This window comes from Psychrobacter sp. VH5 (assembly GCF_050572635.1).
Classification (GTDB): Bacteria; Pseudomonadota; Gammaproteobacteria; order Pseudomonadales; family Moraxellaceae; genus Psychrobacter; species Psychrobacter celer.
In genome coordinates this window covers 2,487,485-2,511,130 of record NZ_CP192145.1, presented here as the reverse complement: position 1 = coordinate 2,511,130, position 23,646 = coordinate 2,487,485, and the positions used below count along the sequence as shown (strand labels likewise).

Annotated in this window: 18 protein-coding genes; 8 read left to right on the top strand and 10 right to left on the bottom strand. The window is 47.4% G+C overall.

The annotated features are described in order from the left end of the window. Positions 1 to 10 precede the first annotated feature (10 nt). Positions 11 to 1,426, bottom strand: a complete 1,416-nt coding sequence (locus ACNFVB_RS10485; protein WP_430737450.1) for an anthranilate synthase component I family protein — start codon at positions 1,424 to 1,426, stop codon at positions 11 to 13. A gap of 85 nt (positions 1,427 to 1,511) precedes the next feature. Next, positions 1,512 to 1,787 carry a Trp family transcriptional regulator gene (locus ACNFVB_RS10480; protein ID WP_430737449.1) on the bottom strand — a complete coding sequence of 92 codons (276 nt, stop codon included), beginning with the start codon at positions 1,785 to 1,787 and terminating at the stop codon, positions 1,512 to 1,514. A gap of 417 nt (positions 1,788 to 2,204) precedes the next feature. On the opposite strand from ACNFVB_RS10480, the gene ACNFVB_RS10475 reads away from it, so the two are divergent. Both ACNFVB_RS10475 and ACNFVB_RS10470 read left to right on the top strand, forming a co-directional pair. Then, positions 2,205 to 4,274, top strand: coding sequence for a TonB-dependent receptor domain-containing protein (locus tag ACNFVB_RS10475; RefSeq protein WP_430737448.1), 2,070 nt, complete (start codon positions 2,205 to 2,207; stop codon positions 4,272 to 4,274). A 159-nt stretch (positions 4,275 to 4,433) separates the two neighbouring features. Continuing rightward, positions 4,434 to 5,189 carry a siderophore-interacting protein gene (locus ACNFVB_RS10470; RefSeq protein WP_430737447.1) on the top strand — a complete coding sequence of 252 codons (756 nt, stop codon included), beginning with the start codon at positions 4,434 to 4,436 and terminating at the stop codon, positions 5,187 to 5,189. A 26-nt stretch (positions 5,190 to 5,215) separates the two neighbouring features. On the opposite strand, the gene ACNFVB_RS10465 is transcribed toward ACNFVB_RS10470, so the two are convergent. From ACNFVB_RS10465 to ACNFVB_RS10450, 4 genes are all read right to left on the bottom strand, one after another. Further along, on the bottom strand, positions 5,216 to 5,977 hold the full coding sequence (locus ACNFVB_RS10465) for an ABC transporter ATP-binding protein (protein ID WP_430737446.1): 762 nt from the start codon (positions 5,975 to 5,977) through the stop codon (positions 5,216 to 5,218). A 40-nt stretch (positions 5,978 to 6,017) separates the two neighbouring features. After that, positions 6,018 to 7,109 (bottom strand): iron chelate uptake ABC transporter family permease subunit, encoded by a 1,092-nt coding sequence (locus tag ACNFVB_RS10460; protein ID WP_430737445.1) that lies wholly within the window; start codon positions 7,107 to 7,109, stop codon positions 6,018 to 6,020. Positions 7,110 to 7,277: 168 nt separating this feature from the next. Next, positions 7,278 to 8,219, bottom strand: a complete 942-nt coding sequence (locus tag ACNFVB_RS10455) for an ABC transporter permease (RefSeq protein WP_430738523.1) — start codon at positions 8,217 to 8,219, stop codon at positions 7,278 to 7,280. Positions 8,220 to 8,438: 219 nt separating this feature from the next. Continuing rightward, positions 8,439 to 9,491: a siderophore ABC transporter substrate-binding protein gene (locus ACNFVB_RS10450; protein ID WP_105243970.1), complete on the bottom strand. Its 1,053-nt coding sequence runs from the start codon at positions 9,489 to 9,491 to the stop codon at positions 8,439 to 8,441. Between the two features lie 479 nt (positions 9,492 to 9,970). On the opposite strand from ACNFVB_RS10450, the gene ACNFVB_RS10445 reads away from it, so the two are divergent. The 3 genes from ACNFVB_RS10445 to ACNFVB_RS10435 all read left to right on the top strand — a co-directional run bounded on the left by ACNFVB_RS10445 (position 9,971) and on the right by ACNFVB_RS10435 (position 12,218). Next, positions 9,971 to 10,897 carry an energy transducer TonB gene (locus ACNFVB_RS10445; protein WP_430737444.1) on the top strand — a complete coding sequence of 309 codons (927 nt, stop codon included), beginning with the start codon at positions 9,971 to 9,973 and terminating at the stop codon, positions 10,895 to 10,897. Positions 10,898 to 11,026: 129 nt separating this feature from the next. Beyond that, positions 11,027 to 11,704 carry a MotA/TolQ/ExbB proton channel family protein gene (locus ACNFVB_RS10440; protein WP_430737443.1) on the top strand — a complete coding sequence of 226 codons (678 nt, stop codon included), beginning with the start codon at positions 11,027 to 11,029 and terminating at the stop codon, positions 11,702 to 11,704. Between the two features lie 112 nt (positions 11,705 to 11,816). Continuing rightward, the gene (locus ACNFVB_RS10435; RefSeq protein ID WP_430737442.1) at positions 11,817 to 12,218 is read left to right on the top strand and encodes an ExbD/TolR family protein; all 402 of its coding nucleotides are present in this window, start codon (positions 11,817 to 11,819) and stop codon (positions 12,216 to 12,218) included. A 181-nt stretch (positions 12,219 to 12,399) separates the two neighbouring features. On the opposite strand, the gene ACNFVB_RS10430 is transcribed toward ACNFVB_RS10435, so the two are convergent. Then, positions 12,400 to 12,972 carry a DUF2799 domain-containing protein gene (locus tag ACNFVB_RS10430; protein WP_430737441.1) on the bottom strand — a complete coding sequence of 191 codons (573 nt, stop codon included), beginning with the start codon at positions 12,970 to 12,972 and terminating at the stop codon, positions 12,400 to 12,402. Positions 12,973 to 13,269: 297 nt separating this feature from the next. Between ACNFVB_RS10430 and ACNFVB_RS10425 the strand changes: the two genes are divergently transcribed. Next, positions 13,270 to 13,860 carry a hypothetical protein gene (locus ACNFVB_RS10425; protein ID WP_430737440.1) on the top strand — a complete coding sequence of 197 codons (591 nt, stop codon included), beginning with the start codon at positions 13,270 to 13,272 and terminating at the stop codon, positions 13,858 to 13,860. Positions 13,861 to 14,134: 274 nt separating this feature from the next. Further along, complete coding sequence (gene topA / locus ACNFVB_RS10420; RefSeq protein WP_430737439.1) at positions 14,135 to 16,804, top strand: type I DNA topoisomerase; 2,670 nt, start codon at positions 14,135 to 14,137, stop codon at positions 16,802 to 16,804. A gap of 185 nt (positions 16,805 to 16,989) precedes the next feature. Here the strand turns inward: topA and ACNFVB_RS10415 are convergent, their stop codons facing one another. Beyond that, complete coding sequence (locus ACNFVB_RS10415) at positions 16,990 to 17,547, bottom strand: superoxide dismutase family protein (protein WP_430737438.1); 558 nt, start codon at positions 17,545 to 17,547, stop codon at positions 16,990 to 16,992. Between the two features lie 305 nt (positions 17,548 to 17,852). Then, positions 17,853 to 20,228 carry an endopeptidase La gene (lon, locus tag ACNFVB_RS10410; protein WP_430738522.1) on the bottom strand — a complete coding sequence of 792 codons (2,376 nt, stop codon included), beginning with the start codon at positions 20,226 to 20,228 and terminating at the stop codon, positions 17,853 to 17,855. 454 nt (positions 20,229 to 20,682) lie between these two features. Between lon and ACNFVB_RS10405 the strand changes: the two genes are divergently transcribed. Beyond that, a complete protein-coding gene (locus ACNFVB_RS10405; protein WP_430737437.1) occupies positions 20,683 to 22,044 on the top strand; it encodes a Na+/H+ antiporter family protein in 1,362 nt (453 codons plus the stop codon). A gap of 517 nt (positions 22,045 to 22,561) precedes the next feature. Here ACNFVB_RS10405 and ACNFVB_RS10400 read toward each other — a convergent pair. After that, positions 22,562 to 23,425, bottom strand: a complete 864-nt coding sequence (locus ACNFVB_RS10400) for a 5-formyltetrahydrofolate cyclo-ligase (RefSeq protein ID WP_430737436.1) — start codon at positions 23,423 to 23,425, stop codon at positions 22,562 to 22,564. Between the last annotated feature and the right edge of the window lie 221 nt (positions 23,426 to 23,646).

Genomic DNA, 23,646 nt, shown 5'->3' with positions numbered 1-23,646 from the left:
AGAGAGGGGTTTAGGCGGTCATAAAGCTGTCTAACACCACTTTCATGGCAGAGAGCTTACGCTGGATTTCTAAGTATTCATCAGCAGGGTTGGAGTCGTAGACATTGCCGCCGCAGGTTTGCGCGTAGGCGGACTCACCATTGATAAATAGACTACGAATAGGAATGGCAAAAATACAATCGCCATTAAAATTAAACGAGCCAAGCGCGCCGCCATACGCACCGCGGCCATCAGGCTCTAGCTCGTTGATGACTTTGATTGCCTCGACTTTTGGCGCACCTGATAAGGTACCGGCAGGGAAGTTGCTGGCAAGCGCGCTAAACATATCTTCATCAGGGTGCAAAATCCCAACGATTTCAGAGGAAATGTGCTGCACATGTGAGAAGCGTTTGATGTCCATCAGGCTGCGAACCTTTACCGTACCAAAGCGCGCGACACGGCCGATATCGTTACGGTGCAAGTCGACCAGCATATTGTGCTCGGCGATCTCTTTGGCATCGTTTAGCAACGCGCGGGCAAGCTGACGGTCTTCTGCGACATCGACGCCGCGTTTGGCGGTGCCAGCCAGTGGATAGGTTTCCATCTCACCTTGTCGCAAGCGAAACAGCAGCTCGGGGGAGGCACCAATGATGCACTGCTCAGCAAATTTCATAAAGTACATGTGCGGTGACGGGTTGACCGCCCGCAGCTTTTCATAAATCGGCATCTTATCACCGGCGATACGATATTTGGATTTAAAACCCACCTCGCACTGAAAGATACGCCCAGAGATGATGTCTTCTTTGACTTGCATGACGGCGCGCGCATGCTCATCTTGGCTCATACCATCAGCCAAAAACTCAACCGAGGGCGGCTCATAGCTAGGCGTTGGCTCATCAAGTAAGGCTTTGATTTGCTCGATACGATTGTCTTGCTGAGCAGTCGGGTAATAAAAATAAAAAATCTCACCGGTCATCTTATCAAGCGTTAGGCCATCGAGATAGACGCCAAATTTAAAGGGTTCAAAATCGTCGCTTGCCTTTGCATTGAGACTTGGCTCAAAAAAATTGACACTGTCATAACCTAAGTAGCCGACCAGTCCGCCTGTCTGATCACGAGCGATGACGTGCTGCGGGGTGATGCTGCGTAGAAGCTCATAAGGGTTGTCCGTTTGATAGTGCTGGGTTTTGGCGGTTTGATTATCAGTAATTGCCAAAGTCGTGCGGTCAATAGCGGCAATGGTCATCACAGGGTCAAAACCAATGGCATGGTGGCGCGCCATATGTCCATCTTCGCCTAGTGATTCAAGCAGATAGCAGGTCTCAAAAGCACGCTCAATACGTTTAAATAACGTAAAAAAATCGATATCTTGGGTGAGTTTGATGCGTTTCGGTTTGCTGGGAATCTCAATCGCCGCAGGCGGATTGTGCTGTAGGGTAGGTGTCATAGTGATGTCCAAAGTGAGTTAGATAGGTGTCAGATAGAGATAGACAAAATTGATACTAAGCAAAATTGATATAATGGCTAATCGCTTACGCATTTTCTCTATGCGTCGCCAATAAAGCGCTGACGTCATGCGTCTGCATCGCTTTGGCGCCGCGCGAGACAGTGGCGATACCAACCCCTAATTGCTCAGATATCTCACGCTGGGTCACGCCGCGCGCCAGCAAATCAAAGATGCGTATACGATTGGCAATCTCTTGCTGCTCTTTTTCTGTCAGCAGCGCGCGAAACAACGCCTCGATATCCGCACTATCAGGACAGTTTGCCAAATGCTGTAATAAGCTGTGATAAGGGTTGGTACTCATAGTATGTCGTCTTATAATAATCAGTCAGATAATAAATAACAGAACAATGGCTCTTGTTTCAGCATTCTAGTACAGTAGTACAAAAAAAACAAGGTATCCGCCTATTTTTTTATGATATTGGTTTATGATGTTAATACGTCAACCGACATCCTCCTCCCTTAGGTCTTTCGACGGCCTTTACAAATTATCATTAAAACGCTTAATTTCTCACATTCATTATTGCCAAATTGTTAATACTTGATTATGATGCCTGTCATTATTTAAGTGCTAATAATTATCATTAATATTCGTATGTGAGCCATGCTGTAGCGTCTTGGTGTTTGTCAATGTGGCGATATAGCAATACATTGATAAATGCCGGACAGGCTACAGTCACAGCTAAAATTTAATATTGATCGTCATCAAAGTGAGTGTGTTATGCGTGAAGTAAAGTTACCAATCTCATCCAATCAATTAACCGTATTATCTATGGGCGTGGCAGCCATATTGTGGACGCAGGCGGCTAGTGCGGCAGCAGAAGACATGCCAAGTACTACGCTACAAACGATTACGGTAACGGCAAACACCTCAGTACGTGAAAATGTACAAGAAGACTCAGTCTATATCGACAACTATACGCCCGCAGCACAGGCAAGCCACTTAAGTGATTTTTTGGATGTCATACCAGGGGTTGAGGTCGGTGGCACCTCATCGGTCAATCAACGCGTGCGTGTGCGTGGTCTTGATGATACCAATCTTAAAGTCACCGTCGATGGCGCGCGTCAAGAAGGCGCGATGTTTTATCACATGGGTGATATCACCATCGATCCAGACCTATTAAAACAAGCAGAAGTGGCAGTGGGTAACAATTCTGTCACGCTAGGTAACGATGCCATCGGCGGCGCAGTAGCATTTGAAACGGTCGATGCAGTAGATTTACTCGAACCGGGTCAAAAGGTCGGTGCCAAACTACACGCAGGTTATGCCAGTAATAATGATGAGCTACTTACGTCAGCGACTGTGTATGGTGCGCCAACAGACAATATCGACCTATTGGCTTATTATGGCAAGCGCGATACCGACTCTGGTGAAGATGGCGACGGCCGTGAGCTTTATGAGGACAGTGAGAGCGAAAACATCTTATTAAAAGCAGGCGCGTATATTGGTGACGATCATCATGTCGGTGCAAGCTTTAGCCGTACCGAAAAAGAAGGTGTTTTCCCATTCCGTCCAGATTTTCCAAGCCTTCCTAACAGTCGTGGTCTTGATGTAATCCCACAAGAAATAAAGCGTGATACTTATACGCTCGATCATAACTTTAATCCAGCAAACTCACTCATTGACGTTGATACCACCGTTTATCAAACAGAAACGCAGATTCTGCGTGATTCTGAAGACGTAGGCAACTTTGATTTTGATGCAAAAGTAAAAACCACAGGTGTTAAGATTGAAAATACCAGTGTTATTGACACAAATAACGGTCGTCATAAGCTAATCGTAGGCGCTGAGCACTACGAAAAAGAATCTGAGATGGCACGTGATGGTTCTGCAACTGCGAATGATGATGCCAATAACACCTCAGTCTATCTAGAAGACCAATGGCAAATAGGCAAACTGACGCTGACACCAGGTGTACGCTACGACCGCTATGAGTCTCCTAAATTTGTGGCGGGCGGTTCTACTTACGACAATGTGGTTGGCGCGCTAGCAGCCAGCTACGAGATTGCGCCGCGTACGCAAGTGTTTGCAAGCTACACAGAGCTGTTTAATGGCCCAGATTTAGGCCAAACTGTCTTTAACAGCAATGGCGAGGGTGTTTATGTCAATAATGATCTCAAGCCAGAAGAAGGCTATAACTCTGAGGTAGGTGTGGCCACCACGCTACGCGATCTAACCATTGCTGATGATGCGCTACAATTGAGTGCAAAATACTTTAGATCTAATATCGAAAACTATCAGCAGTTTATGCGTACAGGTAGTCGCCCTGGTAGATTTGGGATTGACTGTGAGACCGGCGCGATAGGCGGTGACTGTCAAGGTATGTTCAACAGTGATGAAGACTATAAAATAGATGGGGTTGAGCTGGCTGCTAACTACACTACTCGTGACTTTGGTATGGGGCTGAGCTACTCACGTGCTCGTAGCGAAGGCGATAAGACAGGCAATAGTATCCCATCAGTGAGTGGCAGCGGTGCTGACTCGGGCGATCGCTACATGGTGAACTTAGATTATGCAGCTAATGATATGGTTGATTTAGGCTGGCGCAGTACTTATGTAGCATCTATTACTGATAATCAAGGTGAGACTAAGCCAAGCTATGATGTGCACGATGTGTATGTGAACTATTCACCACGTCAGTTTGATGGTCTAAAAGCCACCGTTGGGGTTTATAACCTGTTTGATGAAACTTATGCCAGTCACGCATCGCGCTTAAATACGGCTGATGCTACGGCTACAGATTTTGAGATGGGTCGTAATATCAAAACCTCTTTGACCTATCAATTCTAATCTAACTGTTATTGGTAATATCTAAAAGCCAGCTGTCTTTGTATGAGAGCTGGCTTTTTTATGATTGCTACTAAAGGTAAAGTATGTCTGAGTCGCAGTCATTGCATAATTAAAGCACAAACATGTCAAAGTGTTAAAATGATAATAAAAGGATAAAAAATGACCAAACCTAATCCAAGAGTATTAGAAGTAAAAGGCATTGCCGATATCACGCCAAACATGCGCCGCATTACACTTGGTGGAGCGGGCATGCAAGACTTCCCAATCGAGCAAGAAAGCGCCTATATCAAACTGATGTTTGCAGGGGAGACAGGAAAAAAGCCCATCATGCGCACTTATACCATTATCCAGCAACGTGACGATGAAATCGATGTCGATTTTGTCTTGCATGGTCTCAACCACAAAGGCGCTGAAGGCCCTGCCTCACATTGGGCCAAAACCACACAAGTCGGTGATACTATTTTGATTGGGGGACCAGGCCCCAAAAAGCTTATCAATCACGAGGCGGATTGGTTTTTATTGGCGGGAGACATGACCGCGCTGCCCGCCATCACGGTAAACTTAGCACAGCTGCCCGAGGATGCCGAGGGCTATGCCGTCATCGAGGTGCTGAGTGAGGATGATATCCAGCCGCTACAAAAGCCGAAGAATATAACGCTTGAGTGGGTAATCAATGCCGAAGCAAGCAGCAGTCATTACCCCATTTTTGAGCGTATTAAGACGCTAGGCTGGCCGGCTGGTGAGGTGGCAGTGTGGGCGGCGTGCGAGTTCAATAGTATGCGTGCGCTGCGCCAGTACTTCAAACAAAAAGAAGTGGCTAAGAGTCATCTTTATATCTCTAGCTACTGGAAACTTGACAGCAATGAAGATGAGCATAAAATCGTCAAACGCGAAGATGCTGCATTAGGGTTATAAGGTGACGTAGCTACAGTCCTGCTTAACTATAACAATGTATCGATAATCACTGGCCGACCTTGATGGTTAAGTACCGTCACATCGACGTTATATAAGTCTTTCATGGTATCTTTAGTGATGACATCGACAGGCTGCCCAACCGCCATCACTTGGCCAGTTTTCATCATGACCACAGTATCGGCAAACTGCGCGGCTTGGTTGATATCATGTAGGACGATGACCACGGTTTTTTGCTGACTGCAGCTAAGCTCGCGCAGCTCACGCATCAGACGCCCAGAGTGATACATATCGAGATTGTTTAGTGGCTCATCGAGCAGTAGATACGGCGTGTCTTGGCAGACAATCATCGCAATCAGCACGCGTTGCCGCTGACCACCAGAGAGCGTCGATAAAAAACGCTCGGCTAAGGGTTCAAGCTCAAAACGCGCGATCACTTCTTGTACTTTTTGCTTATCCTGTGTGCTTGGCTGTCCTTGATGATACGGGTAGCGGCCAAACATCAGCAGCTCATGCACGCGCAGGCGGCCTTGTACCTGATTGTCTTGCCCGAGCATCGCCACCGTCTTAGCCAAAGTGCGCGCAGGACAACTGACAATATCATGCTCACCAAACATCACCTTCCCAGACTGTAGCGGTTGTAGCCTTGCCATGAGCGAAAATAAGGTGGATTTGCCCGCGCCATTGGGGCCGATTAGGGCAATGACTTGGGCGCTTGGTAAGGACAAGCTGATGTCATGCAGGATTTGTTGTTTGCCGATATGGTGGGAGATATTATCGAGTTTAATCATAATAATTCTTATTTTTTAGATAGGTTAATACGACATGTCATCAACGCCGCTGAGTCATAAATATCAGTAGCAAAAACACCAAGCCGCCCGCCAGTTCAATCACCACGGATAACACTCCCGCCATACCCAATACTTGCTCAAACAGCGTCTGACCGAGGATTAAACAAATCATCGCCACCAAACTGACCAATATCAAACGCTCGCTATGATACATATGCCGTGAGATGCGATTGGTCAAGGCGCAGACCAGCAAGCCAAAAAAAGTCACCGGCCCGACCAGTGCCGTGGCGGTGGCGACCAATACCGCGATGACCGTCAATAGCCCAAATGCGAGGCGTTGATAATTAATGCCCAAATTAATCGCTTGCGCCTTACCGAGCATCAAGACATCGCATTGATAGCGCCAGCGCCAAATACACAGCGCGCTAATGGTGCAGATAATGAAGCTAATCCCTAATAGCTGCGGGTTGACGGTATTAAACTGCGCGTAACTGGCCGACTGTACCACGACAAAATCATCGGGGTTAATCAGGCGCGCAATCAGTGCTGATAAGCTGCGAAACAACACCCCAAAGATAACGCCCACCAGTATCAGCCGCGTCAAATCCTGATTGCTTTTTGAAAACAGCACTCGAAACAATAATAACGACGCGCCAAACATCAGGACAATCTCAAGGGTGAATTTGGCAATAGGATTGATGCTGGTAAAGCTCATCGTCCCGAAAAAAAACACCAATAAGCTTTGGAGCAGCACATACAGCGAGTCAAAGCCCAGTAGAGAAGGGGTCAAAATAGGATTGTGTGTTAAGGTTTGAAAGAGCAGAGTCGATACGCCAATCGCATAGCCGACCACCATGAGCGCCAGCAGTTTTTTACCTCGTAGTGGTAGGGCAAAATCCCAATGACCATGAACGTTAAGCGTCAAAAATAGCGTCATTGAGACCAGTAAAATAACAGCGGCAATCGATTTTGGATGGTTGCTGATCCATGCCCAAAGCTGAGCCAAGCGATTCTGGCTAGAGGGGGCTGCGTGGTGCTCGTTATTTAAATTATTGTTTTTTAAACGACGCTTCGCTGAGTCAGTCTTTGTAGAGCGGCCAGTTATAGAGCCATGCTTAGACGGTGAAAACATACGCAAATCCTACTATGCTACCTGTAACAGTAACAACGCCACGCTTGTCTAAGCAGACAACAGGACGAATAAATAAAGAAAAGGGTCGATGGTGGTGAGTCAGCTGCTTGATGGCCAGATGCGTTATTATGCGCTACATTGTTATGAGGTGCCTTATTACAAAACACCTTATCGCTCAGCAGGCGCGCGCAATAACAGCCATAAAAACAGCACCGTGCCGACCACACCAAACACCGTGGCGACCGGCACTTCAAACGGATAACGAATAGAGCGGCCAATGATATCGCACAAGAGTACCGCTGAGGCACCAAGGAGCGCGACAGCTGGCAAACTACGGCGCAGCTTATCGCCCATCAGTCGGCTGACGATATTTGGCACCACCAGACCAATAAAAGGAATCATGCCCACCGTCACGACGACGACCGCGCTCATCATCGCCACCATACCGACGCCAAGCCAAGTGACCTGCCGCTTACTAATGCCTAAGTTGAGCGCGATATTATCGCCTAGCCCGACGATGGTTAGCTTATCAGCGATGATATAAGCCAGCACGCACAGCGCGCCCGTTAGCCATAGCAGCTCATAACGCCCTGCCAAAACGCCAGAGAAGTCACCAAATTGCCAAACACTGAGCATCTGTAACGTCTCGGTCTGATAGGCAATAAAGGTCGTCACCGCCTCGATGATACCGCCAAATACAATACCGATGAGCGGAATCATCAAATAATCTGTCGGCGGTATGCGGCGGATAAGGAGCATAAATAACATCATGCCAAACACAGTTGAGACAGTGGCGACACTCATCTTGACCAGTAGCGCACTGGCAGGGAACAGCAGGCTAACGACCAGCAATCCCAGTGCTGCGCTTTGGGTGGCCCCTACCATTGATGGCTCAACAAAACGGTTTTTGAGCACCACTTGCATGATCATCCCTGCCACCGCCATGGCGATACCAGTGAGAATGATAGCGATAGTACGCGGCAACCGGCTGACCAGCATCAGCGAGCTGTCTGAGTTGGCGCTATGGTTGATGAGGCTATGAAAAATACCAGACCATGAAAAATCCGCCACGCCAATGGACAAACTTAATAACACCAAAAGCCCCATCATGATGAGGCTGGCTGTGTTGATAAGCCATGGCGGTAGGGCCGCATGCCGACGCGTGAGGCTCAGAGCCTTGCTGCCGCTTTGCCAAGGTGATGATGTGGACAAAGCGGGCCTGGCCTCAAGACTATTGGCGCGGGCCTGGGCACGCGATGAAAATAACGACATAACGGCTACTGGCTCATTAAATAATAGGTCAAAAAATAGCTGGTATGGTTGCCGCGTTTATTTTGCGCTTGCAAACGCATTTTTTATCGTGGTCAGATCTTGTATCCACTGATAATAACCACCAAAGGCGAGATAAGAATCTGGGCTTAGATAAACCACTTGGTCTTTTTGCCACGCGGTGGTTTGGGCGACCAGCGGATTGTCTAAGACTGCTTTGGCACCCACGCTGTCTTCACCGATAGCGGCGCTACGATCGACGACGAATAGCCAATCAGGGTTGGTCTTTTGTAGATATTCAAAAGAGATCGGCTGACCATGACGACCGTCTTTGATTTGATCGTCAGCGATCGGCACATTGACGACATTATGAATAAAGCCATAGCGTGAGTCAGCGCCATAGACAGACATTTTATTGCCATTGACCATCACCACCAGACCGGTGCCACTGTCTTTGGTGACGGCTTTGGCCTCTGTGATTAGGCTGTCGATATCGTTTTGTAATTTGGCCGCTTCCGCGCTTTTACCAAATAGTGCACCTAAATCATGCAGGCGCTGTTTGCTGGACTCATAGATATTAGCCGTATCGATAGTCATATCTAAGGTTGGCGCGATGTTTGCGAGCTCATCGTATTTTTCCGCCATACGCGAACCGACTAAAATCGCTTGTGGCTGCATGGCGTTTAGGGCCTCAAGATCAGGCTCAAATAAAGTACCCACCTCTTCAGGATCAGGCTGCGTCTCTGAATGCAAGTTGTCTAAAGGCAGGTCACTTGGCGCCCCATCGACAGCCACATCCAGCGCCGCCAAATCCTGTAGCAAGGTCATGTCATAGACGACCAATGGCGATGGATTCATTGCCAGATCGATATCCCCTCTGGCGGTATCGACAGTAACGGTATGCGTCGAGACAGCATCGTTATTGGCGACGTTTTCGGCATGGTCAGCGGTTGGGTTTTCGGTCTGAGCGTCCGCAGGCTCTGAGTCGTTGGACTCAGGAGAGCTGCAGCCTGCCACGCTGATCGTCGCGGCAAGGGCGGTGGCCATCGCCGTCCATAAGGGACGTTTAAAAAAAGTGCTAGAGAGGCGGTTGGATAATACAGTAGTAGACATAAATAACTCGGTAAATCAGCTGGGTGAGCGGTGTAGAGACAAAGTAATCAGCTTGTAAAACATCAACGACGGTCTGAAAACCATCACAGTCACCACACGGCTTATATAAAAAAAAGAGCTGGTCTTGCAGGATGTATCGCATAGAGTGATAGGCAAGACGATGCTCAGCGGTATTATTATCATTCGTACATTCACTATCCAAGCGCTCGTTGTTGTTGATATTGTAAGTTAAGTGTACTCAAGCGGTCTTATCGGATAGATAATCGGTCATGATAAATTAATTGAGACTTATTATCAATATAAATGATAATGGTTTTTATTAACGTATTGCCAATTACAAATAAAACAAGCACGTTTTTATCGGGTGCGACTGATTTAGGCTTGGTCTAATAAAATCAACACAATTTATTATTGATAATAATTATCGTTTGCACTATCATCTACATCATTCTACTTCGGTCACTGAATATTAGAGTGTTATGAGTTCAACGATTTTAGACGCGCCATCTCCCAAACTGACGCTCGCCGCTGCCGTGGTCGTCGTCGGCCTTCATGCCTTGACTGTCGCTGCGCTAGTGGCGATGAAAGCGCCTGAAAAACCAGTAGAAGCAAAAATCCAAACGCCGCCCATTGAGATAGAGCTTGTGACATTGCCGCAAAAAGAGCCTGTCGCCGTGGTAGAGGAGGAGGCGCCAAAAGTGCAGCCAACGCCGCCAAAACCTAAAGCCACGCCTATCGTCAAGGCTCAACCAAAACCGATCAAAGAGCCGGTTATCAAAGAAAAACCGCCTAAAGCAACGCCACCGAAGAAAGCAGCGCCGCCTAAAAAAGTAATAGAAAAGCAGCCTGATATCATTAAAACAGAAGCGCCAAAAACACCGGCAACTGAGCCTAAAGTCGATACCCAAGCGGCTGATGAACAGCGCAGAGCTGAGGAACGTCGCAGAGCCGAGGAGCGTCGTAGAAGAGAGCAAGAACAGCAGAAGGCTGAGCAAGAAGCCCGTGATAGAGCAGCAGCGCAAGAGGCTGAGAGGTTGGCGGCAGAGAAAGCGGCTAAAGAAGCTGCTGAGGCTGCGGCACAAGCCAAAGCAAAAGCTGCAGCAAGCAATACGCCAGTAAGTTTTAGTGCTAGTGATGCGGAGATAACAAAAACACCGAGCTTCAAGGTTCCTGATCGTGTTCGAAAAAATGCCAAGACGGGTGATACTTTTAATGTATTGTTGAAAGTGACAGTGGATAAACAGGGCCGGGTTAGTGATGTACTTTTAGTTGAAACATCAGGTAATAAGAGAGTAGACAGAGATGCAGTAAACAAGATGCACTCTGCTATGTTCGTACCTTTTACAAAAAACGGCGTGCCCGAGGTAGGTTTTGTGAATCTACCAGTTAGCTACGTTGTACCTTAGCGCGCATTTTATTGAATTCATCTCATTAATTTTAAAAAATATTTATAATTTTATGATTCTTTATGATAAGGCGAGCTGTGATATACGCCGCGCTATCATAGGATGACATTAAACATTAAGGAGTCTGGCATGGACTTTATGCACTACTGGCAAATCAGCGACATGGTGACCAAAACCTTGTTTTTTTTGCTATTTATCTTGTCTATCGTCTCTTGGGTGACGGGGGTTATTCGCGTACTACAAAGCCGCAAACTGGCCGCTACTGTCGCAGACGATTTGAGTCAGCAGATTACCGCTAAGCAGCCTGAGCTGGCCGGCTGTGATGCCGCGCAGCGTCGCCTAGTCACCGAGCAGACATTGCTCAAGCATATCGGCCGCTACCGCTTTGCCAGTGAGCGCGGCTTGCCTATCCTTGGCACGACCGCTGCGATTGCGCCCTTTATCGGGCTATTTGGGACGGTATGGGGCATCTTTCATGCGCTGCACAATATCGGCATGACCGGACAGGCAGGACTCGGACAAGTTGCAGGGCCTGTCGGTGAGGCGCTGATTATGACAGGCCTTGGCATCGCCGTTGCCATCCCAGCGGTGGTGTTTTATAACCTCTCGGTGCGTATCAATCGCCGAGTGATGTACCAAGCCAATGACCGCGCCCATGATTTGTTGGCGACATCTGCTAAGCAGGTAGCGATCAATAGCCGTCCTAGCACTGTCACTGCGACTCAGGCCGCAAAAGATCAGCAGGACACTCAAAAAGACGCACAGCACACCGCGCACTATCGCAACTCAGCCCCATCACAGGGATAATGGCTTCCCTCTAACAAGGTCATTAAAACTGATGAGGGTAGTGATTAGGTAATGAATGTAAGTGGTAGCGTGAATAACCAAACGAATTGAAAGCAGTATATCGAGGGAAATTATGGCATTTCAACTGGGTGATGATGATAGTCAGAGTATGAATGAGATGAACCTCATTCCGCTGATTGATATCATGCTGGTCTTGATGATTATATTTTTATTGACGGCGACGGTGCTCAATCCAACGGTACCATTGGACTTGCCAAAAACCAGCGCAGCAGTCACTGAGCCGCCACCAAAAGCCATTCAAATCAGTATTGATGAAGACGCGGGCATATTTTGGGACAGCGATCCGATTAGTATGGACGCGCTAGAGGCAAAGCTACAAGAGCAAAGTGCAACAGGCGAGGATCCTTCGGTGCAGCTACGTGCTGACAAAGACAGTAAGTACGATACCGTGGCACAGGTACTGGCCGCCGCTAGCCAAGCAGGACTGACCAAGATAGCCTTTGTCAATGAGTAGGCTGTATAAAGTGCGGGTAAACGGGCAGTTATAGCAGCAGAGTGGTAAAAAGTAGCAGTGCGCCAATCAACAGAAAAACCACCAAAACAACAATAAGAAAAATCAAAATAATAAATGCTTTCTCCAGCCTCGCTCGGGTAACCTTGCGAGGTTTCCTTTATTTTAGGTTTGGTAGACCCTATTACCAAGCGTAACCAAAAGGACGATAACCATAGTCAAAGCGTCCAAATCCATAGCCGAATGGATAAGGTGTGCGCAAATAGTCGAGGTCGCGCTGACGAATATAATAGTAGCGCCCTTGCGAGTAGGCCTCTTCTAGCTTTTCAATGCCTTCCAACGGACAAACAGGCTGCCAGTCGTAGCCTTCACGGCCCAGCTTATAGGCGTTGAGCTCGGTGCAGTAGGTTTTTAGGCCTTGCTGGCGCCCTTGCTCCCATTGGATGCGATTGGGCATCGCACCGCCGACGCTTGCGCATTGATTGGTATAGTGTCCAAAGTACGCGCCAGAACGACCACGGACACCATCTGCGTAGCCGACCTCCTGCCAATTGCTGGCTTGACACTGCTGCGGCGTTAGGCTCTGGGTCGTGGCGCAGCCTGATAATAGTAGCACGGCCGTACCTATCATCGCCAAGCTCAGGCTTGCTCGGCTTTTTTGTATACCGTGTCGGCTGGTTTGTATATCGCTTGCTAGCGTGGCGACTTTGCGGCGTGACGCGGTGCTCGATGAGTTTTGCTGAAGAAGATAATTCATAATAAACCTGCGCGCGTTTAAAATTATGGTTTATCATAGCACCTTTTAGAGCCGCCAGCTTTTTGTATCTTGTGAGTATTGGTGTTTTTGTATATCGATAAGTAATTGATATACCAGTGAATCCATAAGAGTGATAGTACGGAGGCGCGCTACAAGCGTTTACGGCTACTGTGTATGACTTGCTTGATTTTTAGGCGTTGATACGCATTATAAGTGTCTATCTGCGCGCTTTTTAGCCGCCAGCGGTGAGCGTTATATTTTTCATATCATTGTTTTTAGTCAAAAGGCCACACCATCATGGGAATATTGATCGGCGTTATCATTGTACTATTTGTATTAGGGAGTATGATGGCGCTCAAGCCTAACGGTATCGATCAGCGTTTGGATAAGCTGCGCATGACAGCGCGCCGCTTGCAGCTCAACCCAAAGCTGGTCAGTTGCCCTGATTGGATCAAAGGCCGTGACAACGAGTATGGCCGCGGCATGCTTGGGCAGTACTGCCTCATACTGGACGATATCCAGCTGCCCCATGCGCGCTATCAGGTGATTGATGGACAGTGGCGACCAGATAGTAGCTTTGTCGATACGAGTGCAGATGACAGCAAGCTTGTGGTGCCAAGTGCGATTCGCGCGACTCATAGCAAGCCTGTTATCAAACCGGCCAACTTTGCTTTGGACAGAGCGCCGCTGGACTTGCCTGCAAGCATCGAGCCTTTTGTCAAAGGACTGTTGACCAAAGCCAATAGCATCGTGATTTACTGGGAAGATATCGCCTATGTGCGTCCAGCGACCAACCCCGCCTATCAACAAAAAATGATTGAGACTGATCTATTAGTCCTAAAGGCAAACCTAGACAAATGGGCGCGACAAGTGCAAAAAAATCCCTAAAGCTGGTAAAGCAATTTTTCGTCTCCATTTAATAGCAATATGCAAGCACTTTTGGCAAACTCTCAGTCATTTGCAGTTGACAGCTTAATACTCGGCAGTGTAACGTCTTTATAACGTGCGCTTTGTATTATGGTTAGTGTTTGTTTCATAACCGTTTTTATTGGCAGCCATTACTACAATAAATTGCTGAGCGAATATACTTAGCTACCATAAATTGCCATGCTGCTGAATTTAAACCTACTTTTCATCTACTTATATTATGGTGTCGTCACATATGGCAAAAACCACAACCAAAAAAACTCAAGCATCCGCGACCGATAGCCCAAAAAAAGGCAAGTCGTTGGTGATTGTCGAGTCACCCGCCAAAGCAAAAACCATTAATAAATACCTTGGTGATGACTTTATCGTACGCTCAAGTATCGGTCATGTCCGTGATTTGCCCGTTAGTGCCAGTAAAAGTGCAAAAAAGACAACCGCTGCCAAAAAAGATGAGACGCTGAGCAAAGAAGAAAAAGCGCAGCAAGCACTGGTGCGCCGTATGGGTGTCGATCCAGAGCATGACTGGGCGGCCGTCTATGAAGTGCTGCCAAACAAAACCAAAGTCATCAAAGAGCTAAAGGCACTGGCCAAAGACGCTGACAAAATTTATCTGGCCACGGATATGGATAGAGAAGGGGAAGCCATCGCTTGGCATCTAAAAGAAGTCATCGGCGGCCCTGATAGCAAATACCAGCGTGTGGTTTTTAATGAGATTACCAAATCCGCCATTCAAAATGCGTTTAAAGAGCCATCAAAGCTCGATATCGACCGTGTCAACGCCCAGCAAGCGCGGCGCTTTTTAGACCGTGTCGTCGGCTTTATGGTATCGCCGCTGCTATGGCAAAAAATCGCACGTGGTCTGTCGGCGGGCCGTGTGCAGTCGGTTGCGATGCGCTTGGTGGTCGAGCGTGAGCATGAGATTCGCGCTTTTATTCCAGAGGAATACTGGCAGATCCATGCCGATACCCACGTTACTGCTAGTAATGCCAAAAAACCGACAGATGCTGAGCAAATCTCGATTCGCCTAGAGGCGACCAAACAAGGCGGCAAAACGCTTAAGCTGGCCAATAAAGAGCAGACCGATAAAGTCTTAGCCGTACTCAAAACCAGCGATTTTATCGTCAAAGAGCGTGAAGAAAAACCCACGCAGTCGCGTCCGAGTGCGCCGTTCATCACCTCGACCTTGCAGCAAGCGGCCAGCACACGCTTAGGGTTTTCAGTGAAGAAGACCATGATTTTGGCGCAGCGCCTGTATGAGGCGGGGCACATTACCTATATGCGTACCGACTCGACTTTTTTGTCTGGTGATGCCTTGGCAGCTGTGCGTGGCTATATCGAAGACAGTTATGGCGATAAATATGTGCCAGAAAAACCAAATTTTTATGGCAACAAACAAGGCGCACAAGAGGCGCATGAGGCGATTCGCCCATCTAATGTCCATATGAAATCCACCCAGCTCAAAGGCGTTGAGCGCGATGCCATACGTCTGTACGAGCTGATTTGGCGTCAGTTCGTCGCCTGTCAGATGCTGCCAGCAAAGTATCTATCGGTGAATTTATTTGTGGCGGCAAGCGATGTCGAGCTAAAAGCCCGCGGCCGTACCATGGTGTTTGACGGCTATACCAAAGTCATGCCGCCTGCCAAGACTGACGATACGCTACTGCCTGATGTCAAAAAAGGCGATCAGTTGACCCTAGATAAGCTTGACCCAAGCCAGCACTTTACCAAGCCACCACCGCGCTATACTGAGGCCAGCCTTGTCAAAGAGCTGGAGAAAAAAGGCATCGGCCGTCCATCGACATATGCCTCTATCATCTCCACCATTCAAGACCGCGGCTATGTCAAGCTCGAAAACAAGCGTCTATTCGCCGAAAAAATGGGCGATATCGTCACCGATAGATTGACCGCAAGCTTCCCAGACTTAATGGACTATACCTTTACTGCCGCGTTAGAGGACAAGCTAGATCACGTCGCAGAAGGCGATCAAGACTGGAAAGATGTGCTAGATAACTTTTATGGCGACTTTAAAAAGACGCTCGAGCGCGCCAAAGGAAAAGATGGCATGCGCCCCAATGACCCGACCGATGTGCCAGACGTGCACTGTGATATATGCTCGCGTCCAATGCAGCTGCGTACCGGCTCGACGGGGGTGTTCTTAGGCTGCACCGGTTATAACTTACCGCCAAAAGAGCGCTGCAAAGGCACCAAAAACTTGATGCCAGTCGAAGCTTTTGCCAATCTTGATGAAAGCGACGCGGCCGATGAAGTGGCGGAAGTCAAAGACCTGATGGAGAAAAAACGCTGCCCCAAATGTGGTACAGCGATGAACGGCTATATCGTCGATGGCGGCCTGAAACTGCATATCTGCGGTAACAATCCTGACTGCGACGGTTATATCTTAGAAGAAGGTAAGTTTGAAGTCCCAGGCTCGGATGCGCCAACCATTGATTGTGATAAGTGCGATGGACAAATGGAGCTAAAGACTGGACGCTTTGGCCCTTATTTTGCCTGTCAGCAGTGTGACAACACCCGCAAAGTGCTAAAAACCGGTGAAGCTGCACCGCCGCGTATGGATCCGATACATCTGCCAGAGCTCAAATCAACCAAGCATGATGACTATTTTATCTTGCGTGAAGGCGCTGCAGGCATGTTCCTCGCCGCCTCAAAGTTCCCAAAAGTGCGCGAAACTCGTGCGCCCAAGCTGGCTGAGCTGCGACCTATCAAGGATAAGATGGAAGATAAATTCCAGTATCTGTTTGACGGGCCAGATGAAGATCCAGATGGCAATCCAACGATACTGCGCTGGTCACGTAAGAAAAAAGAGCAATATATCGGCTCTGAAAAAAACGGCAAAGCCACGCGTTGGGGTTTGTACTGGCGCAATGGCGAGTGGGTTGAGGAGTAATCAATATCAGTCCAAACGATAGCCAATCTTCGATACCGATACAGTGAGCGACCTAATAGTCGCGTATCTGATTTATTTGGATTCGATCATACCTTGCGATGTTAATGTCCATAAAAAAACCTCTTAGATGCTCTAAGAGGTTTTTTATTAGCAAACGGCTATGTTTCACGACCGAACTACTGCGATTAGGTCTTTTCGATGATACCGCAAGCAACGCGATCGCCTGCATTACCAGCTGGCTGGCTAGTATAATCGTCAACCCCACTATGCACGATAAATGCTAAACGGTTAACACTATATTTACCGGCATCAGCAGCGGAGATTTTCTTATTTACAAAGTTGATAGTAGCAACACCATCAGCATTGGCGGTTAAGTTCGGCAAGTCGCCCGCATGACCATTCATGTCATCAGGGTTAGAGTGCGGTTTATTATCTGGATTGAAGTGACCACCTGCTGCTTTACCCATATTGGCACAGCTGCCTGTCTCATGAATATGAAGCGATACGGTCTTACCAGGCTGCAAGTTCATCAGCTTACCATATACCTGTACGCCGCCATCTACTGGACGTAAAAATACTTGTCCGACTTCGTTTTGGTTACCAGCGACGGCTTTGATGGTAGATTTTAGTGCTGGCTGATTGACAGGGTTGCCTGTTTGCATTTGACCTTCGACCGTTTGACAGCCAGTCATGGCAAGAGCCGAACCACATAATAGGGCACTACTAAGCATTAACTTATTCATTATTCTCTCCATTTATATTTATTCGTTGTGATGAATGTCTATTGTTTTCTAAAAGTACTCATGTTTTCTGAGTACTTAAACACTGTACTCAAAAACTGTCCTCAAACACTGCTTAATTACTCAAGCATTGCTTAATGTCGCAATCAGTATAGCCAAGCATTGGGTATAGTTATTCATCAAATGCGCAACAATCGGTTAATAAATGTAAGTATCGTATGGGTTTAAAAAGCATGAGGCAAAAAAGCCGCCCATCATGACGATGAGCGGCTCTTTACTTTGTAAGACGGGATTAGTAACGAATCAGATTAGTTATGCAGCGCTTTACTTGAGGTTTTATCGACCGTTACTTTGGCAGGCTTGAGTGGCACTGGCATACTGACCAGCGCTACTTTTAATATCTCATCAATTGTCGCCACTGGCTGAATGGTCAAGCCTTCTTTGACGTTGTCGGGGATATCAGCTAGGTCGCGCTCATTACTCTCTGGAATCAACACATGTTTGATACCACCACGATGCGCAGCCAGCAGCTTTTCTTTGAGACCGCCGATGCGTAAGATTTTACCGCGTAAGGTAATCTCGCCTGTCATGGCAATATCCGGGCGAATGGCAATGCCAGTTAAGGCAGAGACCAGCGCTGTGGTCAGCGCACCACCAGCCGATGGACCGTCTTTTGGTGTTGCGCCTTCTGGCATGTGCACGTGGATATCAGTGGTTTTGACGGTCTCGTAGTCGATACCTAGGCTGTCGCCACGCGCCCGTACCACACTCATGGCCGCACGGATCGATTCTTTCATCACGTCACCAAGCGATCCGGTAAAGCTCAGCTCGCCTTTACCTTTCATCGCCACCGCTTCGATGGTCAATAGCTCACCACCGACTTGTGTCCAAGCAAGACCAGTCACGCGGCCGATCTCAGGATCTTCTTCTGCCAGACCGTAGTCGTACTGATGGACGCCTAGATAATCATCGATGTTTTTGTCATCGACCACCACCAGCTGACGCTCTGCTTTTTTCGGTGCGCGGGCACCATGGGTTTCGACCGAACCACGAACCACTTTGCGGCAGATTTTATTGACTTCACGCTCAAGGTTACGCACACCCGCTTCACGCGTATAGCTACGCACGATGCTGTGCAGTGCTGCTTCAACGATTTCAATCTCACCGTCTTTAAGGCCATTATTTTTAATCGCTTTTGGCACAAGATACTTCTGCGCGATATTGACCTTTTCTTCTTCGGTATAGCCCGGCAGACGAATGACTTCCATACGGTCTAAGAGCGCAGGCGGGATATCCATACTGTTGGCTGTACAGATAAACATCACTTGTGAGAGATCCAAGTCCATATCGAGATAATGGTCATTAAACGTATCGTTCTGTGAAGGGTCTAATACTTCAAGTAACGCTGATGCTGGATCACCGCGGAAGTCTTGCGCCATTTTATCAATTTCATCTAATAAGAATAGCGGGTTTTTAACTTCGACTTTTGCCAGTGATTGGACGATCTTACCCGGCATCGCACCGATATAAGTACGGCGATGACCGCGGATTTCCGCTTCATCACGCACGCCGCCGAGTGCCATACGTACAAACTTACGACCCGTTGCACGTGCAATCGACTCACCCAACGAGGTTTTACCAACACCCGGAGGACCGACTAAACAAAGAATCGGACCACGAAGTTTTTTCACTCGTGATTGTACGGCAAGATATTCTAAAATGCGATCTTTGACATCTTGCAAGCCATAGTGATCTTCATCGAGGACGTTTTTGGCTTTTTCTAAATTGATCGATACTTTGCTCGTGGCATTCCACGGCGTGTCTAATATCCACTCAATGTAGTTACGCACCACTGATGATTCACTCGATGCAGGCGGCATCATTTTGAGTTTTTTCAGCTCTTGCTCGGCTTTTTTGCGCACATCTTCTGGCAAGTCAGCATCTTCGAGACGCTGCTCTAGCTCAGCAACATCATCTTCGCCATCAAACGCACCGTCATTCATCTCTGACAGCTCGTTCTTTATGGCTTTCATCTTCTCATTTAAGAAGTACTCGCGCTGATTGTCTTCCATCTGCTGACGCACCGCATCTTGGATATCTTGCTCGATGTTTTGTTCCGCGCTTTGCTTAACCAGATACTCGGTTAAAGTATTGATATGGGTTTTGATATCGTCTTCTTCTAAAAACGATTGCTTAACCTCAAGATCCATTGACACGCGGGTTGAGATGAAATAGACCAGTTCAAGCAAATCATCGATGCGTTTGGCCACGCGAGTTAGCTCACGCGCATTACGCAGACGAGCATCAGCATAGCCTTCAAATAACGTGGTTAAGGCTTGAATGGTATTTTTTTGCTGGCTCTCATCCATACTGACATCGAGATCAGCACGCTCAAAAGTCGCCATCAAGACGTCGTCTTGGCTGTCTGCATGGTTTTCTATAGCATCAACGCGGGCACGATATTGGCCTTCGATCAGCACCTTGATGCAGTTTTCATCGCTATCATGCGGCATGGTGCTGACGATGCGGCAAACCGTACCATACTGATAGAGGTTATCTTGGTCGATATCTTCGGTCAGCGAGTCTTTTTGTGCCACGACCAGTACTTTGTTGCCGTACTCCGCCTGCGCTAATTCGACGGCTTTAACGGAGGGTGCGCGACCGACAAATAGGGCGATTTGCATGTGCGGATAGACCACCACATCGCGCAGCGCCAATAGCGGCAAATGATTGCCTGAGCCATTATCGGCAGTGTTTTTATCAACATTTTGTTCATCAGTATCAGGCGTTGCTGCTGACACATCGATGTCGATATTGTCTTTATCAATATTATAGTCAGTCATATATTCATTCCTTATTCACTAGACTTGTTCAGTCAAGTCAGTGTTTCATGATAGATAAATGGTGTTGCTATACAAAATTGCAAGGCTCTATTGCCAACAGAAACGAGGATATTGTCTCTTTATTTGCTCGGTTTTATTTGTCTGCGGGGTTCTGCGCGTGGGTTTTGTGGGCAAAATCAGGTAAAATGACGCGCGTCTTAGCCGCAATCGGCAGGCAAAGCTATCTATAAGGCAGAGCGGGTAAAATGCAAAAGCGCCATCACAAGGCTAAAAACATAGGGTAAGGGGCGAGAATATGACCATCAATGCAGTGCTGTTGGCGGTAGTCATCATGCTTGGGCTGTCACTGGCGCGAGTCCATGTGGTACTCAGTTTGCTCATTGGTGCTATAGCGGGCGGCTTGCTCGCCGGTTTAGGTATCACCGCAACTTTAGAAGCCTTTCAAGAAGGCATCCAAAACGGGGCAGGTATTGCCCTCTCTTATGCATTATTAGGTGCTTTTGCGGTAGCGATTGCGCATTCAGGATTGCCGCAGTCACTCGCAGGAGCGGTCATCAAGCGTATCGATGCTGGTGGCACCAGCACGATGATTAAGTATCTGCTGTTTGCAGGCCTTGTGATGATGAGCTGCTTTAGCCAAAACCTAATCCCCATTCATATCGCTTTTATCCCGCTGCTGGTGCCGCCATTGCTGCTGGCGTTCAACCGTATGCAGATAGATCGCCGTCTGATCGCGTGCCTGTTGACCTTTGGTCTGGTCACCACTTATATGTTTATCCCTTATGGTTTTGGTGATATTTATCTCAATCAAATTATGCTCAAAAACGTTGGAGAAGCGGGTATCGATATTAGCGATATCTCCGTCACTAAGGCGATGGCGATTCCGGCGACAGGGATGCTTGTCGGCTTATTAACAGCGATATTTATCAGCTATCGTAAGCCGCGTGACTATCAGCAAGTCGCAGTAGATAAAGAAGCGCATGACGCCGTGGTGGCCAATGACGCCTTGAGCAAAACCGCTGCTGGCGCTAAGACACAAAGTAAGCTCAAAACCCTAGTGGCGCTAGCGGCTATCGTCACCGCCTTTGTGGTGCAGCTTTATACCGACTCGTTGCTGCTCGGCTCGATGTTTGGCTTTGGGGTCTTTATGGCGACGGGTGTGGTCAAATGGCGTGATGCCGATACGGTGTTTAATGATGGTATTAAGCTGATGGCGATGATTGGCTTTATCATGATTACCGCGCAAGGCTTTGCAGAAGTGATGAAAGCGACAGGGGAGATTGCGCCGCTGATTGATGGTGCGACTAACCTGTTTGCAGGAAATAAAGCGATCGCTGCATTTGTCATGCTGGGCATTGGTTTAGTAGTCACCATGGGTATTGGCTCGTCGTTCTCGACCATTCCGATTGTGGCGGCGATCTATGTACCGCTATGTATATCACTAGGATTTTCACCACTAGCAACCGTCGCTATTATTGGTACGGCAGGAGCGTTAGGTGATGCAGGCTCGCCCGCGTCAGACTCGACGCTTGGACCAACCTCTGGTCTAAACGTTGATGGCCAGCACGACCATATCAAAGACAGTGTGGTACCAACCTTTATCCATTACAACATTCCGTTATTGGTATTTGGTTGGATAGCGGCGATGGTGTTGTAAGGCTATCAAAGTTAAGTAGAGTTTGGTGTAAGCTGGGTTTTCAACCTAGCTTTAAAATGTCAATTACCTTGTTATTAAACTGATTCTCTACAAAAAAAATCGTCTTAAAAAAAATAAACAGACCTGCTTAAAGCAAAGCAATAAAAATAGTAAAGATGACAGGAATGTCCAAAAAATCATCCCACCTAATGACGGCGGTGCATGCATCGCCATCATACCGAAACCAAATAAAAATAAAATGCTAGTCAACAGCATAGCGAAGAACTTCCAGCGACTATCCATATATACATCCATAGTTACCAGTAGGCTTAAGTGAAACAGCATCGCTATTATTAATATAACGACTAATTCTATAGGATAGGGATGCGGAGGAGGAATATTCTGAACGTGAAGTAAATAGGGATCTGTGCTAAAACCTAACGTGATAATAAGACCGACGAAAATGATCCACAAGATAGTAAAAACTATCCTTAGTGGTTTTGAGCAAAAGTAGCTCATTGTTGTCTTTGTAAATCCTTTATGGGTCTTTATTGTCATCTTCAAAATCCTCAATCTCACCACTTAAACTAGCCAAAAACGCGTCACTCTGCGCTAGCAGCTCATTCAAACGTGCCTCATTAATAACGCTTGATAGCTCATCAGAGTCAAAGGATTGTTCTTGACTGTAGTAGAGCTTTTCTCTTTTGTTATCATTTCCTAACGATTTTAAATACGTGTCAACGGTATCGGCGCTAGAGGTTTCTAGTTCAGACTCATCAATATGAGTGGGTTTAAACCACATTAAGCCACTTGGCGTAATCAAACCGTCTAACGGCACATCCCATGGTTGACGCTCAAGCTTATCTACCACTTGAAAGTCGTAGCACCAGCCAATTTTTAGCGGCCTTGAAGCGCCAGACTGATAGCTTCTTCCAAGAGTCGTATCATAAAAACCACCACCCATGCCCATACGATTGCCTTGTTTATCTACCGCTACGAGTGGACAGATGATGACGTTCAGTTCTGTTGCCCATAATAAATGCCGATGTCGGTTTTGCGGCATCCCTAAACGATGAATATAGGTCGGTACGTTGATAAGTTTTGAGTGATAAATGGGCACAAAGCGCAAGCGTTTATCGTCGTCTCCTTTATTGTCACGACCGAGCGAGCCGACCACTGGCAGATATGCCCGGTAGCCTGAGCGCTGACACCAGTCCAATAGTGGCTGAGTAGGAAGCTCACCAAAGCCATCATAATATAAGCCAATACGAGCACGCGGAGGCAAGCGTTGTTGCAATTTAACCAAGTACAAACTTGCCATGCGTGCGTATTGTCTGCGCTCACCATCTGTTAGTTGGCGGCGCAGGCGAGTAAACTGACGTCTAGGTGGATTGGTTGTCATAATAATATTTACAGTATTGGTTAAAAAGATATGTGGCGATCAATCACTTTTACTTAGTATCTATTTGTTCAGTGTCTAGTAAGTATAAATACTCGCATCGGCTTGGAGAAATTTATGATAAGCCATGCTATCATAACCTCACTTTACAGCCTATTTTCCTTATGTGCAGCTTTAGTTGCATTTTTTATGATAAACCATTTATCAACTACTAATAAAAGAGG

Coding starts and splice junctions, on each gene's coding strand:
- ACNFVB_RS10405 (WP_430737437.1), top strand. CDS start 20,683: ATGACCATCAATGCAGTGCTGTTGGCGGTAGTCATCATGCTTGGGCTG.
- ACNFVB_RS10445 (WP_430737444.1), top strand. CDS start 9,971: ATGAGTTCAACGATTTTAGACGCGCCATCTCCCAAACTGACGCTCGCC.
- lon (WP_430738522.1), bottom strand. CDS start 20,228: ATGCAAATCGCCCTATTTGTCGGTCGCGCACCCTCCGTTAAAGCCGTC.
- ACNFVB_RS10415 (WP_430737438.1), bottom strand. CDS start 17,547: ATGAATAAGTTAATGCTTAGTAGTGCCCTATTATGTGGTTCGGCTCTT.
- ACNFVB_RS10430 (WP_430737441.1), bottom strand. CDS start 12,972: ATGAATTATCTTCTTCAGCAAAACTCATCGAGCACCGCGTCACGCCGC.
- ACNFVB_RS10450 (WP_105243970.1), bottom strand. CDS start 9,491: ATGTCTACTACTGTATTATCCAACCGCCTCTCTAGCACTTTTTTTAAA.
- ACNFVB_RS10460 (WP_430737445.1), bottom strand. CDS start 7,109: ATGTTTTCACCGTCTAAGCATGGCTCTATAACTGGCCGCTCTACAAAG.
- ACNFVB_RS10485 (WP_430737450.1), bottom strand. CDS start 1,426: ATGACACCTACCCTACAGCACAATCCGCCTGCGGCGATTGAGATTCCC.
- ACNFVB_RS10475 (WP_430737448.1), top strand. CDS start 2,205: ATGCGTGAAGTAAAGTTACCAATCTCATCCAATCAATTAACCGTATTA.
- ACNFVB_RS10425 (WP_430737440.1), top strand. CDS start 13,270: ATGGGAATATTGATCGGCGTTATCATTGTACTATTTGTATTAGGGAGT.
- ACNFVB_RS10400 (WP_430737436.1), bottom strand. CDS start 23,425: ATGACAACCAATCCACCTAGACGTCAGTTTACTCGCCTGCGCCGCCAA.
- ACNFVB_RS10480 (WP_430737449.1), bottom strand. CDS start 1,787: ATGAGTACCAACCCTTATCACAGCTTATTACAGCATTTGGCAAACTGT.
- ACNFVB_RS10435 (WP_430737442.1), top strand. CDS start 11,817: ATGGCATTTCAACTGGGTGATGATGATAGTCAGAGTATGAATGAGATG.
- ACNFVB_RS10465 (WP_430737446.1), bottom strand. CDS start 5,977: ATGATTAAACTCGATAATATCTCCCACCATATCGGCAAACAACAAATC.
- ACNFVB_RS10440 (WP_430737443.1), top strand. CDS start 11,027: ATGGACTTTATGCACTACTGGCAAATCAGCGACATGGTGACCAAAACC.
- ACNFVB_RS10470 (WP_430737447.1), top strand. CDS start 4,434: ATGACCAAACCTAATCCAAGAGTATTAGAAGTAAAAGGCATTGCCGAT.
- topA (WP_430737439.1), top strand. CDS start 14,135: ATGGCAAAAACCACAACCAAAAAAACTCAAGCATCCGCGACCGATAGC.
- ACNFVB_RS10455 (WP_430738523.1), bottom strand. CDS start 8,219: ATGATGGGGCTTTTGGTGTTATTAAGTTTGTCCATTGGCGTGGCGGAT.